We start from the raw sequence: 14358 nt of genomic DNA, 5'->3' as shown, positions 1-14358 counted from the left end.
TGAGGGGACTTGAACCCCCAACCCCTGGAACCACAATCCAGTGCTCTAACCAGTTGAGCTACACCCACCATAGTATTCGCGCCTGGAGGGATTTGAACCCGCGGCCCTCGGATTAGAAATCCGATGCTCTATCCAACTGAGCTACAGGCGCGTAATAGAAAACTAAATTATATTTTATATTCCGTTCTGTCAAGAAAGATTATACATTTTTTATCCGGAAAAAGTATAATTGAGACAGCGAGAAGGAGAAGCGGCCGCCGGTTATGAGAAATAACCGGAGGAAAGTCCGGACACCGCAGAGCGGGATGCTGGGTAACGCCCAGGAAGCGCGAGCTTACAGAAAGTGCGACAGAAAAAAACCGCCGATGGCCGCAAGGCTCAGGCAAGGGTGAAAAGGTGCGGTAAGAGCGCACCAGATTTCCGGGCAACCGGGGATGCTGAGTAAACCTCATCCGGTGCAATGCCGAGTAGGAGAGAAGAAACTGCTCGTTTCGCCAGACTCTCGGGTAGGCAGCTCGAGGCAGACGGCAACGTCTGTCCCAGATCGATGGCCGCATAAACAGAATCCGGCTTATCTCCTTCTCGCTTTATACCTCGTCGAAAAGGACTCCCCTGCCGAGAAGATTTTCAGGATCGAAAGCTTTTTTCACCCGCTTCATGTCTTTTAGAATTTTGTCGTCATACATTATTTTCATGTAGTCTTTTTTAAGTCTGCCGAGACCGTGTTCCGCGCTGAGTGAACCTCCCATAGACACTACTTCTTTAGCAATTTCAGAGTAAATCGCTTTCGCTTTTTTAAGTTCATCCGGATTTTTGGGTATCACGTTTACATGAGGATGCCCGTCGCCTACGTGGCCGAAAATGAGGTATTGAAGGCCTGATCCGCCGAGTGACTCTTTGAAAAGACTCAAAAGACGTTCTGTTTTGTCGGGTGGTACAGACATGTCTGATCCCACCTTGTGGATTTCGGGATGTTCCCTTTTAATTTCTTTTATTCTGTGATTTACAGCTTCAGGAAGCGAATGCCTTATGTTGTTTACTGTCTCCGCCTCTTTTTTGGTGTCTCCGCCGAACACTTTGTCCATGTCAATACCTGTCTCTGACGCCGTCTCTTCAAGCTTTTCGTAAAACAGGTCGGTGTCTTCATCTGAAGCCTCAAAGTCCGCAAACAGCACATCGCAGTTATACACGGGTAGATAAGCCGTCAGTTCTTTTCTGTCGGCGTAAAATTTACGCAAGAATTCAATTGAGTAAGAATCCAGATATTCGACGCTTCTCAAAACCTCAGGCATTTTTGCTTCGAAAATTTTTATGAAATCGAGAAGTTTTCGTGTTTCGTCGAAAAAAAACATGCCGGAAAATACGAAATCGGGTATTTTTCTCATAATAATTTCAGCTTCCGTGACTACTGCGAGCGTCCCTTCGTTGCCGCAGAGAACGTCTATTAAATCAACGTTGCTCCAAAGATTGTAGCCGACGTTGTTCTTCCTCATTTTCCTCGGAAAACTGCCTTCGAGTTTAATAATTCCTCTTCCCGGAACGTTCATTTCGAAATCGTCGCTTAAAACGTGTTGCCCTCTTTTTATGTCGAAAAAAGTACCGTCGAAAAAATAACCTTTCAGCCCCGTTACGAATTTTTTTGCTGAGCCGTATTTAAAACTTCTCGAACCGGAAGCGTCCGTGGCTATTATCCCTCCCATGGAAGCACTGCTCTCCGTCGGATTAGGCACAAAATAAGCGTTTTCTTTCGCAGCGGAGACTTGAAGTTCATCCAAAGTTACGGGCGAGCTTACAAGGCTTCTTATTTCTTTTTTTTCAGTGAAGAATTCGATAGATTTTTTCATCTTGGCAAACGTCAAAAGGGCGCCGCCGAAAGGCAGGGCACCGCCGACCAGACCTGTCCTCGCTGAAGAAACAGTCACGGGAACACCTTTTCCGGAGGACGCTTTAAGCGCTTCACCCACCTCTTCACTTGTTTCCGGCATGTAGACGATATCGCACCAGGAACCGGGCATGTTAGATTCGTCAAAAAGAAGATCCGGATCAGACTTACTCAATTCGGAACCCGCTATAATTATCATGTGCCTCCCAAAATAGCTTGATGTTTTGAACTCGTGGCTTTTTAATAATAACATGGATAATGATTACTTAAAAGTATTCGGAAGCGGAAACGAAATAGGAGCAAGTTGTTTTCTTCTTTCCCTCAACGGAACCGGCATTCTCCTCGACTGCGGCATGCACCCTAAAAAGACAGGCAGTGAAGCTCTTCCGGCAGTAGATTTTTTCTCATCTTATCCCGACGTCGGTTTGATAACCCATTCACATCTCGACCATATTGGTTCCCTGCCTCTATTTTACAGACAAATCCAGTTTTACGCGAGTAAGCCGACTATAGCCATAAGCAGATTCATGCTTGAAGACTCGGCGTCTGTTCAGGAAAGACGCTATTACGAAGATCCTGAAAATTCTCCCGAACCTTTTTTCACTGAAAAAGAAGCAAAAAAAGCCGTAAAGTCCATAAAACCTTTCAATAAATCGCAATGCCTCAGGCTCAGAGGCAACGTAAATATCTTCGCGTATCCGGCCGGACATATACTCGGAGCCAGGTCTTTTTTCATCGAATCTCCGAAACTGTCCGTCCTTTATACGGGTGACATATCTCTTTTCGATCAGCTGACTGTACCCTCTGCTGAAATCGAATCATTGAAGCCTGACGTCATGATCATGGAAGGCACTCTTGGTCTGGAGAGCGACGCCGCGTCGAGACGGAACAAAGAGATAAAAATATTCGCCTCAGAATTGTCAAAAATTCTTCTCGAAAGACAATCCGTCCTATGCCCCACTTTCGCTCTCGGAAAAACGCAGGAAATTTTATGCATCTGCGACAAACTCATGTCGGAAGGTAAAATTCCCTATGTCCCCATAGTTCTGGCAGGTCTCGGCAAGAGGATAAAAAGAATATATTCGAGATTTCTGGGAGGTTCGTTCAGGACAAACAGCGCGGTGGAAATTGACCTCAGAGGAAACACTTCTTTAGACAAAATCCTCGAATACGGTCCGGCGATTTTCCTTATGACGAGCGGAATGGCCGTTCCTGGAACGCCTTCGTACAAACTCGCGAAAAGAATAATGCAGAGGGAGGAAAACGCCATTTTCTTCGTAGGATACATCGATCCCGAATCGCCTGCTCACAAAATATTAAATTCAGAAATCGGCGAAATCGTAGAACTGGACGGAAAAGGCGATCACGCCGCAAAACTGAACCCGAATATAAAATCCTTCAGAATAACTTCTCATTCCGACAAAACACAGTTGATAGAACTTGTGGAAAAAATATCTCCGTCAAAACTTATTCTCGTACACGGCGACGAATCAGCCCTCGACAGTCTCAAATCAGAATTTTCAAAGAAATTTGACGTGAGCAAGCCATGCCGAGGAGAGACAGTCGGTATATCTAACTGATTTCACTCAGTTTATTAAGTATGGATTCTTTAGCCCCTTTACCGCAGAAAGCGTAATTCGCGGTTTGTTTGGAGATGGAAGTGATTTCTTCGACCGAGAGTCCGAACGAGGATTTGAGGAGGACTATCTCGTTTTCTATCGAAGAGTCTGTCAGTTCAGGATAACCGCTCGACACTACAGTCTTGTACCCTTTTCTGAAGTATTCGACAAATGGATAATCGACAAGGGAAAAATTCGAAAAAAAAGCGAGATCTGACGCTGGTGATATCTGAACGGCTATTTTGTTTTTCCTGAGATCTCCGAGAATATCTTCGAGTCTGGCGTTGTAGTGAATTCTTCTTACTCCATCCATGTGTATTTCGTCTAAAAATCTACTTTTTTCGATTTTACTCGTGAAGTCGAGAACAAATAAAAGTCCTGATTCTGAAAGCCTTTTGGCGTAAGAAGTTATTGATGATTCACCTTTCCTAATTAAACTCGAGCCTTTTATCCAGCCTTTATCCATAATTTCGCAAGCATAGTCGAGAGCTCTTAAAAATACAGTTTCTTCGACCGATGTGTCCAGTTCGGGCACTATTGAAAAAAAACCGCCAGTCCTTTCCGACGCCTCCATCAGCGAGTAATAAGATGAAGTGATAACGTCTTCGAAACTTTTCTGATCCTGTGTCGCGTTGGTGAAATTTATTACAAATTCGGTGTATATAACGTGATGAAGAGTCTGATACGCGAGAATTTTTGAAAGGGTCACTGGCAGGTTTCCTTCTTTGATCATTTTAGGAAAAATCTTTTTTTTAAAAGCGAGCAAGTCCCTGCACGAGTCGATATGTTTGTCCGTCTCGTCAGTAAATTCGCCGAACACAGCTTCGACGTGCATGCCTATGTCGAGCAGATACGGCCATCCATGGCGTTTTGAAATGCCTCCTTCTCTTAGAACGAGTTTTCTGTCATTTCTGTTGTTCATTTGGTAAGCGACGGGTAATTAATGCCGAATCTTTTCAAATAGAATATTTTTGTAATTGTAAAAACTGTCAGAAAAGCCGCTGTCAGGACGGGAAACAAAACGAATGAAATCAGGACAAGACCGGCGTTGCTTATCCGCATGGTGACGAGAGCTGATTTTTTTGTTTTTTTTAAGAGTCCGAATAAATGAGCCGGAATAGCGATCGCCGAGGCGAAAATACAGGGAATGTTTCTGAAAATAATTGAAATCACGAGGGCGGCACAATAAAGAACTATGGAAATTATGTAAGTTCCGGTTTCTCCCAGAAAAACGCCTATTGAATTCTTGCCGTCTTTTCTGTCGCCTTCGATGTCCGCTATTGTAGTAGATCCGAATCCCGCAAGACCTATGAGAACTATAGGAACTGCGGATTTTATAAGAAAACCGTCGAAAAGCGATACGGTCAGAAATCCTGCGGCGAGATTGAGAAAACCGTACCCGAAGGCGTTGGCAATCATATCCGCCCCGGGTCTCGCGTTTAGCCTGAAAGGTTTGACTGAATACATGAGCCCGAGGGCTACTGACGACAGGATTACATAAAAATAAGCCATTCCTCCCGCGAAAATTTGTGCAAATGAGAAATAGAAGGCCGCACAAAGAACAATAAAATAAATTACAGAGGCTTCAAAAACAGCTGACCACGTAGAAATGTGCCCGTCTGAGACGAAAAAATTCTTTCTGTTAATAAGATCCGATTTTTTATCGGCTATCTGATTTATTATGTACGTCCCGCCCATCAACAGATAAAACAGCAGGTACGATACAAGTATTTTCCAGTTGAAAGCGTTGGCTTTAATAAAAACCGCCCAAAAGCCTCCATCGCCTTCCCTCTGCACCCCGTAATGATAACCGAGCATAAGTATACCGGAAAAAGGAAAATGCATGAAAATTCTCATGACAAAAATTCTGTCCAAAAATTTTTCAAAAAAGCTTTTTGGAGCTCTGGTCAGTTCCTGAGGCATTTTTCTATTTTTTCTTTGTAAATGCCCACTCCGCCGGCAAAGAAATTTATGTTCCTTCCGACAAAATCGTACGGCAGATTTTTCCATCGTGATCTTTCAACCCTGCGAAGAACGTCATAAGCGCTGTCGAAAAGATAAACGGGCCTTCTCCCCGCTCTGAACGGATCGAAAAGCGGGTTTTCGGGAGAATAGGACGAAAACGCACACTCGTATCCGGATTTCCGGATTATCTCTGAAATTTTACAATTTGCCCTTCCGAACGGATAACTGAAAAATGACGTTTTTATTCCTGTTTTTTCAAAAATAGTCTCTCGTGATCTTTCAGCTTCTTCGCTTATCTCGTTTGCTCTCAGTCTCGTCAGGTCCCTGTGAGTGCATGAGTGGGACCCTATGGTCCAGCCATTTTCAGCGAGGAAAGCGATTTCGTCCCAATTCATGTGCCGTTTAACTTTACCTCCCAAGTTCACGTCCCAATCGCTCAATTTTCCTGCGTAATCCGTGACGACAAAAACCGCAGCCTTGAATCCGCACTCTTCGAGCACAGGAAAGGCATTTTTGACAACAGAGATCAAAGCGTCGTCAAAAGTTATTGAAAAAGTCGGTTCGCCGGATACTGGAGCGGATATTTGGCGCAGATGTACAAAATGGTAACTTTTATTCGCCAGAAGCTTCATTTGATTTTTAAACATCCGAGTCGTCGATCTTGAAAGAGTCCAGTAAAATTCATCAGTGATGTCATGATAAAGAAGAACGGGCAATGAATTGGGATCAAAAAATCCTTTCCGCATCAGATATAATGAAAAAGAGGCGCTAAGAATTGCCGCCGCGGCACGATTTTTGTTCATTTGATTTTTTTTCAAGCACTTCGTAATAGTAATCCTCGATGGAGTCTGTCACCTTGTCCCAGGAATATTTTTCAAGCACTTTTTTTCTTCCGTTTTCACCCATTTTTTTCCGCAATTGGCGGTCTTTTGCAAGGGTAACAACTTTTCTCGCCAGGTCTTTTATGTCTCTTGGTTTGAACAACAATCCGTCTTTGTTATCCGAAACCACCTCTTTGTATCCCGCTATGTTCGAAGCGACAACAGGCGTTCCGCAGGCCATTGCCTCTATGAGGACTATGCCGAAACTTTCTCCGCCTATAGCAGGCGAGCAGAATATGTCGGCGCTGGCGAAATACCGTGGTAATTCCGCGTAAGGAATGAATTTGAGGTATTCTACCCTTGAGGCTATGACGGGATTTTTAGCTTTGAGCCTCGACATAATGAAGTCCAGACCGAGTTTTCTGTACTTGTCTCCGCCGCCAATCCAAAGCTTTGCATCTGGCACAAACTTCAATATGAAATAAAAACCCTTGACCAGATAAGTGACGCCCTTCCTCGGGTCAAACCTGCCGGCAAAAAATATGTTGAAGTCATTTTCACTGAATTTATCCACTCTCGGAAGGTCAGGATTAAAATAATTCGAATCCACCCCGTTGGGAATTATCCTAAAATTTCCTTTAAGATATTTCTCTACGCTTTCTTTTGCCTCTTCGCTGACTGCTATGAGGCCGTCTATTTTTGAAAACGGCTTCTGCAGAAAAGCCTTAAATATTTCATAAGGCAAAACTCTTCTGTAGCTGGCGTGAAAAGTGGCGATTTTTGCCGTTACGTGATCCCCCAGCAAAGCGGACCTGCAGTTGAATTTTTGACCGAGATACGGCAAGACCGGAGCGTACGGTCCGTGAGTGTGTATGATGTCCCAGTTTTCCGATCTGACAATGTCTTTTACTTCCCAGTACAATCTCGCGCCTACCGTGACCTTTGCAACGCTTTTGTTTGCTCTTACCGGAACGGCTTTTCCGGCTCTGAGTACGTCAAAATCGTGTTCGGGGGATTTTTTGCGGGAGACTTTCGGCGCAACAATAACGACTTTGTGGCCTCTTTGCCGCATGTTTTTCGCGAAATTGTATATGTGCTCGCTGACTCCGCCGGGAGTGGGATAATATACGTCCGAAAGAATAAGAATTTTCAGTTTTTTTCTCATTTTATCCACGGCGGGTAAAACATGATCCACTGATCCGGATTTTCCCTTATTATTTTTTCCAATTTAATTTTTATTTTTTCAAAATACATTTCAGCTAAAATTTCCATTCCGAATTGACGGTCTGCCATAAAGAACGGTTCCGAGATGTAAGCTCTGTAATTCCAAGCTTTCGTTCTGACAAGGTACCCTATAAATACAGGTATGTCAAGGCGGGCGGCCAAATGAGCCGGTCCTTTCGGCAGGAATGATTTTCTTCCGAAAAAAAGGGTCTCTTTTCCGCTTCCGGAAATGTCCCTGTCGCCTATCAAAGCGATTATTCCTTTAGTCTTCAACGCGAATTTTGCCAATTTCAAAGATGTTGAAGGACTTTCGAGAGGCAGTATTTCTACGGATCCCGAACCTCTGACTTTTTCCATGAGTTCGTAGTGAAAGGGGCTGACATTTTTGAATTCAGCGACCGCGCAGACTTTACGGGCCAAGTAATGAGTGAGGAACCTTGCCGCGAGGTCCCATAAACCCAAGTGGCATGTCATCACAATACAGCCTTTGTCCTGCGGGAGTTTATCTAAATGCCTTAATCCGACTACTTTTGTCCGGGACAAAACTTCGTCCATCCCTTTTTCAACAGTTCTGAAAAAGATTACAATGTTGAAAATCATGTTGTAAAAAGTTTTGTAGACCAGCCGATTACAGGGTTTCAAACCCATCGCTTTTAAATTGTCTTTAACCGTGTTTCTCTTTCTAGAGTTGAACAAAACGAAAAATATTGCAAAAACGGATACCGCGGCTTCAATTATCCAGGGATCGGTTTTTGAGCACAGATAATATGCTATCTTGAGTTTTTCGGCCATTTCTCAAGTGCTTCCTTTATCGCAGTGACTACATCTTCCACACCTATGGTGTCCATGGCGGGACAATAATTGAACCATCTCAGCCTGAGACCCCAAAAAATACTCATGTAACCGGGAAAATGGAAACAGGGCGAACATCGTGTTTTGGGTCTGACTATCACCGCTTTTTCAGTCAGCGGCCTGAAATTCGCCGGATTTGACGAGGCGAATATTGCCACAACAGGTGAAAATATTGAAGCCAGGTGCGTTGGGCCGGAGTCGTGACCCAAATAAAGATCGGACTCGGAAAAAACAGCCGCCGTCTCGCGCAGATTTGTTTTTCCTACAAGATTTACGTTTTTGTGTTTTAGAGCCGATTCGATTAATGAAGCGTTCTTTTTGTCCTCGGCTCCGCCGATTGTTATTATAACGCAGTCGTACATTTCGGCGATTCTGTGCAAAACATCTATGATTTTATTTATGTCCCATCTTTTATTTTTATTGCATCTCGCTCCGGGGTGGACAGCAATTTTTATTTTTCCTTCAAAATCCTTTAAAATTTCTTTTGCCCGGTTTTTCTCGTCTTCCGACAGAAAAAGGTCGTAGCCCTTGCCGTCTCTGAGTTTTTTTCCGTCTATCTTGTCTATCGCGAGAAGGTATTGTTCACTTGCGTGCAGAAGCGCGTTCTTTTTATCTGAAAAATGTCCGAGCCACCAGAATAAATTGTCGGCAAAACTGACTGATTTTTTCACGTTTATAAGCTTGAAAAACCAGCAAACAGGAAAGGATTGCTCTATACCTAGATCGAAATTCTCCCTTTTCAGCCTTTTTGCCAATTGAAAGATTTCTTTGGGACCGGAAAAAATCACATCGTCTATGTAAGGGTTCAATTCGAGAAGTTTTCTGCCTGCTCCTCCCCAAAGACTGATTACTGTTATACGGGCTTCAGGTTTTTTTTTTCTTAAAATTCTCAGTGAAGGTGTCGAAAAAAGAATGTCACCGAGTCCGGGCCAGATGCTGAAAATTATTTTTTCAGTTGATTCCCGTGTGGCCGAATCCGCCATCACCCCTCCCTGTCGATGTCAGCGAATCGCACCTGATGAAAACTCCCTTTTGTGATTCCGATATAACCATTTGAGCTATTCTGTCGCCTCTTTTGACTTGAAAATCCTCGTCGGAAAAATTTATGAGAATGACTTTTACTTCTCCCCTGTAATCCGAGTCTATCGTTCCGGGCGAGTTCAAAACAGTTATGCCGTTATTTAGAGCCAATCCGGACCTAGGTCTTATCTCAGCATGAAAACCCGGCGGTATCTCCAGAGCCAGGCCTGTCCTCACCTGTGCCCATTTTCCTGAAGGGATGAGCAGATTTTCACAGCTTCTCAGGTCGGCTCCCGCCGCCTGATCCGTTTTGTATTCCGGAGGAAAAGCGGACGGGTCGAGAAAGGTGAATTTTACCTCGAATTGAATTCTTCTATACCTTTACTCAAAACGTGAACGGCGGTTTTAAGACGGGCTTCTTCGAGGACGTATGCAATACGAATCTCATCCCTTCCCTTACCTTTTGTCGCGTAAAAACCGTTTGCAGGAGCTACCATTGTAGTCTGTCCGTCTAATGTGAAATCAGTTAGCATGAATTTTGAAAATTCGTCGGCGTCTGAGACTGGAAGTTTTACGACGCAATAAAACGCTCCCTCGGGTTTTAAAGTGAAAGCGTTGTCGATTTTCCCGATTTCACCGAAAACGACGTCTCTGCGTTTTTCGTACTCTTTTATCATTCCGGGTATAAATTCATCGTAATGCTGAAATCCCGCAAGAGCGCCAATCTGTTCCATCGTCGCGGGACAAAGTCTTGCCTGGGAAAATCTCAGAAAAGCGTCGGCGAGCTTCGGATTTTTTGTAGCGAGGAAACCGATTCTGGCTCCGCACATCGAAAAACGCTTCGAAACGCTGTCCATTACTATCGCTCTGTCGGAAATTTCTTCAAAGTCCATTATCCCGACGTGTTTCTTTTTGTCAAAAACAAATTCCCTGTACACTTCGTCAGACAAAATGAACAAATCGTGTTTTTTAGCCAAAAAAACTATGCGCGACATCTCTTCGCGAGTGTAAACAGTTCCCGTCGGATTGTTTGGGGAACAGATAATGATCCCTCTTGTCTTCGGAGTAATTTTTTCATCTATTACCTTGTCTGCGGGAATCCTGAAACCGTCCGCGACTGAAGTCTCAATTGGCACAAGTTCGACATCAGCCATCTTAGAAAATCCCAGATAATTGGTGTAAAAAGGTTCAAAAACGATTATCTCTTCGCCCGGGTTGCATATTGACTGCATGGCAAATACTATTGCTTCGCTTCCACCCTGGGTTATCACTACCTGAGACGGTAAAAAACTGTAATCGAACCTTTCAAAATAGTCGCAGACTGCTTTCCTGAGTTCAACTATTCCATTTGAAGGACCGTAAGCGAGGACTTTACTTTCCCAATTGTGCATTGCTTCGAATATGCAATGTGGTGTTTGTATGTCCGGTTGTCCTATATTCAGATGATAAACACCTACACCCCTCGATTTGGCGTCGTCCGAAAAAGACTGAAGTTTTCTGATAGGCGACGCAGGCATTTCAACGGCTTTTTTTGACAACCTGTCCAAACTCACGACTACCTCGCTTTCGGAGTTAAATAAGTCCTCATGATATTATTATCTGAAAAGAATTTTTGCGCCTCTTTATTTATGTCGTCGAGATTAATTGAAGAAATTGCGGTGTCTATATCGTCCAGTGATATCCATTTTCCTCTGTATATCTGGTCGTTTAGAAGTTTATTAACTCTCGCCCTGCTGGATTCGAGACCGAGAATGATGTTTCCCTTTAACTGCTCCTTTGAAAATTCGACCTCCGACCGTGAAATGTCCCCTTCGAGAATTTTTTTAATTTCTTCATTTAAAAGCTTTTCGACTTTGTTCAAATTGTCCGGAGTTACGGACAGATAGAGACCTCCCACTCCCACATCGGAATATGGATAGTAAAATGAAGAAACATTGTAAACAAGAGGGTTGACTTCTCTAAGAAGCTGAAAAAACCTGCTGCTCAGACCTCCGCCTAAAAGATTCATGAGTATCTGGAATTTGTAACGATCCAGACTCGAAGCGTCCGGAGCAATTCCGCCCAAAACTAAATTTATCTGCTTTGTTCCACTTTTACAATATGTTTTTTCACCACTGTAAGCCATTTTAAATGGAACTCTTGATGGAGGCGTTCTTCTTTCAAGCTTGAAGTTTTTATTTATAATTATCGGTAAATCGAGGCATATATTTCCGACAACACCTACGTAAGTATTTTCGTTAGTGTAATTAAATGTAAAATGATCGAGAATTTTTTTTCTTGTCACGTTTTTTATTGATTTAAAATTTCCGAGAACCGAGCGTCCCAAAGGGTGTCTCGCAAAGATGTCTTTGAAAAAATGGTCAAAAACAATCTCCTCCGGACAATCCAAATTACTTTTTATTTCCTGTCTTATTACTTCTTTTTCATCTTCAATGCTCTTTTTTCCGAAAAGAGAATTTGACAGCATATCACCTACGAGTTCAATGACCTCAGGAAGCTGGTAGTCTATACATTTTGCTTCTATCCATGTGTTCTCGTAACCGGTCATGGCGTTCAGATAACCGCCTTTTTTCTCGAGAGTCGAGGCAATAGTATAAGCTTTTCTCTTTGCCGTACCTTTAAACAGCATGTGTTCTATGAAATGAGAATAACCCCAGGAATCTGAAACTTCATCTCTGGCGCCTGTGTTTACAGCGACAGCTAGCGAACAAGACCTGATGTGCTTGAGTGGTTCCCAACAAACAGTAAGGCCGGCGTTTAATACAGCCTTTTCGCATTTCAGTTCCTGTTCCTGACAAAAATGAAAGTTTTTTACCGGCATCTTATAGCCGAATTTTCCGTTATTTAGAAGGTTTTGGAAGCAGCTTTTTTCTCGATAAACTTATTTTTCCCATCTTGGGATCATAGTTTATGCATTCGACTTCGACTTTGTCTCCTGCCTTGAGAACGTCTTCGACATTTTCAACTCTTTTCCAGTCGATTTCGGAGATATGAAGAAGACCTTCCTTTCCTGGAAATATTTCGACAAACGCGCCAAAATCAGTGGTTTTAGTTACTTTTCCGGAATAGATCTCACCGACCTTCGCCTCTCTTGTCATTCCCTTTATGGCTTCCACTGCCTCTAGGGCAGATTTTTCATCTACAGCTGTGACAACAACCTTGCCGTCGTCGTTCAATGAAATCGTCGCTCCCGTCTGGTCTTGTAAACCTCTTACAGTTTTTCCGCTGGGACCTATTACAAAACCAATTTTCTCTTTGGGGATAAAAAACGTGTACATTCTCGGGGCGTTTGGCGAAAGGTTTTCTCTCGGAGCGGGAATTACCTGTTCCATTTTATCGAGAATCTTGTCCCTTGCGTTTTTAGCTTTTAGAAAAGCCACTTTCAAAAGTTCCACGGATATACCTTCGATCTTAGTGTCCATCTGAAGTGAATTTATGCCGCTTTTAGTTCCTGCGACTTTGAGGTCCATGTCTCCCTCGTGATCTTCCTCTCCGGCTATATCGACCAGAATGATATCTTTGTCGCCTTGGCTTCCCGCACTTATCAAACCGAGAGCTATTCCCGCTACGTGACTTTTAATGGGGACTCCAGCGTCCATCAAAGCGAGAGAAGATGAACACACCGAAGCCATCGACGATGAACCGTTAGATTCGAGGATTTCAGATACTATCCGTATGGTATACGGAAATTTATCTTCGGGCGGCACTATGTTGGCGACAGCTTTTTCAGCTAAATTTCCGTGTCCAATTTCCCTTCTTCCCGGCCCTCTCTGAGGTCCGACTTCACCTACAGAGAACTGTGGAAAATTGTAGTGAAGCATGAAGCTCTTTGTCATGTCTCCTTCTATATCTTCTATGCGCTGTTCATCGGAGGGGGAGCCCAGTGTAATAACGGCGAGAGACTGGGTTTGGCCCCTTTTAAAAACAGCTGATCCGTGGACCCTGGGCAGAACACCGAGTTTTATATCAATATTCCTTATGTCATCTTCTTTCCTGTCGTCGGGGCGCAAACCTTCATGCCTTAATCTTTCATGCCAGGCATCGCTCCAAAAAGATGATATCATGTCTTTTATCAAAACTTCGTCATCAGGTCTCGTTTCTTTATAAGCTTCCCATGCTTCCTCTCTCAACATTTCGAAGGCTTCCGCACGTTCCTCTTTTGTTTTCATAGTGTCCGAAGCCTGCTTAACTTTAAGCCTGAATTTTCCGTCAATCTCCTTGGCCAACTCTTGCGGTAGTTCAGCAGGTTTTTCCAGAGTAATTTTTTCTATTTTCACTTCTTTTAAAAATTCTTCCTGACGCGAAATCAATTCTTTTATAGGATTCTGCGCAAATTTTATAGCCTCCAAGATGTCTTCTTCTTTTATCTCTAGAGCGGATCCTTCGAGCATCGTTATTTTGTCCTTGTTTCCGGCGACGACCAGAGACAAGTCGCTGTTCACTATCTGAGAATACGTCGGGTTTACAATGAACTGCCCGTCTACCCTGCTCAACCTTACAGCAGCTATCGGACCCATAAAAGGAATCGGACTCAGGCAAAGAGCCAGGCTCGCGCCGTTGAGACCGAGAATGTCCGGGTCCATTTCAGGGTCAGCCGAAAGAACCGTGGCAATTATCTGAGTTTCATTTTTGTAATGCTCAGGGAAAAGAGGTCTTATAGGCCTGTCTATCAACCTGCTGGTTAAAACTTCCTTGTCGCGGGATTTTGCCTCTCTTCTCGAATAACCACCCGGTATTCTTCCGAAAGAATAACTTCTCTCTCTGTAGTCAACCATCAGCGGGAAATAATCTCCTTCGAACTTTTGTTTAGAAAAACAAGCCGTGACAAGCACGACAGAGTCTCCATATCCAAGCCATATACTGCCGTGACTCTGTGTTGCGTAATTACCTGTGTCAAAAACCATTTTCCGGGAATAGAAATCAAATTCAAATACGGGCATTTTTATCTCCAAACAATATTAATGAAAAAACCAAT

General features: G+C 43.5%; 12 protein-coding genes, 1 tRNA gene and 1 other RNA gene. 2 read left to right on the top strand and 12 right to left on the bottom strand.

The window, feature by feature from the left end; genetic code table 11:
- Positions 1 to 77: 77 nt before the first annotated feature.
- Positions 78 to 151 (bottom strand) — tRNA-Arg (locus tag JXL83_00595).
- A gap of 87 nt (positions 152 to 238) precedes the next feature.
- Here JXL83_00595 and rnpB point away from each other — a divergent pair.
- Positions 239 to 589: RNase P RNA component class A (gene rnpB, locus JXL83_00590), an RNA gene on the top strand.
- Here rnpB and JXL83_00585 read toward each other — a convergent pair.
- Positions 588 to 2081: an FAD-binding oxidoreductase gene (locus JXL83_00585; protein MBN2362609.1), complete on the bottom strand. Its 1494-nt coding sequence runs from the start codon at positions 2079 to 2081 to the stop codon at positions 588 to 590. The genes rnpB and JXL83_00585 overlap by 2 nt on opposite strands.
- Before the next feature lie 52 nt (positions 2082 to 2133).
- Here JXL83_00585 and JXL83_00580 point away from each other — a divergent pair, with 52 nt between their 5' ends.
- A complete protein-coding gene (locus JXL83_00580) occupies positions 2134 to 3462 on the top strand; it encodes an MBL fold metallo-hydrolase (GenBank protein ID MBN2362608.1) in 1329 nt (442 codons plus the stop codon).
- Here the strand turns inward: JXL83_00580 and JXL83_00575 are convergent.
- From JXL83_00575 to JXL83_00530, 10 genes are read right to left on the bottom strand one after another with little or no spacing between them, the layout of a single operon-like run.
- A complete protein-coding gene (locus tag JXL83_00575; protein ID MBN2362607.1) occupies positions 3455 to 4423 on the bottom strand; it encodes a hypothetical protein in 969 nt (322 codons plus the stop codon). The genes JXL83_00580 and JXL83_00575 overlap by 8 nt on opposite strands.
- Positions 4420 to 5424, bottom strand: coding sequence for a UbiA family prenyltransferase (locus JXL83_00570; GenBank protein ID MBN2362606.1), 1005 nt, complete (start codon positions 5422 to 5424; stop codon positions 4420 to 4422). The genes JXL83_00575 and JXL83_00570 overlap by 4 nt, the downstream gene beginning before the upstream one ends.
- Positions 5409 to 6269: a polysaccharide deacetylase family protein gene (locus tag JXL83_00565; protein MBN2362605.1), complete on the bottom strand. Its 861-nt coding sequence runs from the start codon at positions 6267 to 6269 to the stop codon at positions 5409 to 5411. The genes JXL83_00570 and JXL83_00565 overlap by 16 nt, the downstream gene beginning before the upstream one ends.
- On the bottom strand, positions 6235 to 7482 hold the full coding sequence (locus tag JXL83_00560) for a glycosyltransferase family 4 protein (protein ID MBN2362604.1): 1248 nt from the start codon (positions 7480 to 7482) through the stop codon (positions 6235 to 6237). The genes JXL83_00565 and JXL83_00560 overlap by 35 nt, the downstream gene beginning before the upstream one ends.
- Positions 7449 to 8303, bottom strand: a complete 855-nt coding sequence (locus tag JXL83_00555) for a lysophospholipid acyltransferase family protein (protein MBN2362603.1) — start codon at positions 8301 to 8303, stop codon at positions 7449 to 7451. The genes JXL83_00560 and JXL83_00555 overlap by 34 nt, the downstream gene beginning before the upstream one ends.
- Entirely contained in the window at positions 8282 to 9346 is a 1065-nt protein-coding gene (locus tag JXL83_00550; protein MBN2362602.1) for a glycosyltransferase family 9 protein, read from the bottom strand. Before JXL83_00550 ends, JXL83_00555 begins: the two co-directional genes overlap by 22 nt.
- Entirely contained in the window at positions 9315 to 9752 is a 438-nt protein-coding gene (gene dut / locus JXL83_00545) for a dUTP diphosphatase (GenBank protein MBN2362601.1), read from the bottom strand. Before dut ends, JXL83_00550 begins: the two co-directional genes overlap by 32 nt.
- Positions 9737 to 10900: a pyridoxal phosphate-dependent aminotransferase gene (locus tag JXL83_00540; GenBank protein MBN2362600.1), complete on the bottom strand. Its 1164-nt coding sequence runs from the start codon at positions 10898 to 10900 to the stop codon at positions 9737 to 9739. The genes dut and JXL83_00540 overlap by 16 nt, the downstream gene beginning before the upstream one ends.
- 38 nt (positions 10901 to 10938) lie before the next feature.
- A complete protein-coding gene (locus JXL83_00535; GenBank protein ID MBN2362599.1) occupies positions 10939 to 12204 on the bottom strand; it encodes an insulinase family protein in 1266 nt (421 codons plus the stop codon).
- A 19-nt stretch (positions 12205 to 12223) separates the two neighbouring features.
- On the bottom strand, positions 12224 to 14323 hold the full coding sequence (locus JXL83_00530; protein MBN2362598.1) for a polyribonucleotide nucleotidyltransferase: 2100 nt from the start codon (positions 14321 to 14323) through the stop codon (positions 12224 to 12226).
- Positions 14324 to 14358: the final 35 nt, after the last annotated feature.

Source organism: candidate division WOR-3 bacterium (assembly GCA_016934535.1).
Classification (GTDB): Bacteria; SDB-A; SDB-A; order SDB-A; family SDB-A; genus JAFGIG01.
Note: the sequence above shows the minus strand (reverse complement) of the source record. Positions and strands in the feature narration are given on the sequence as shown.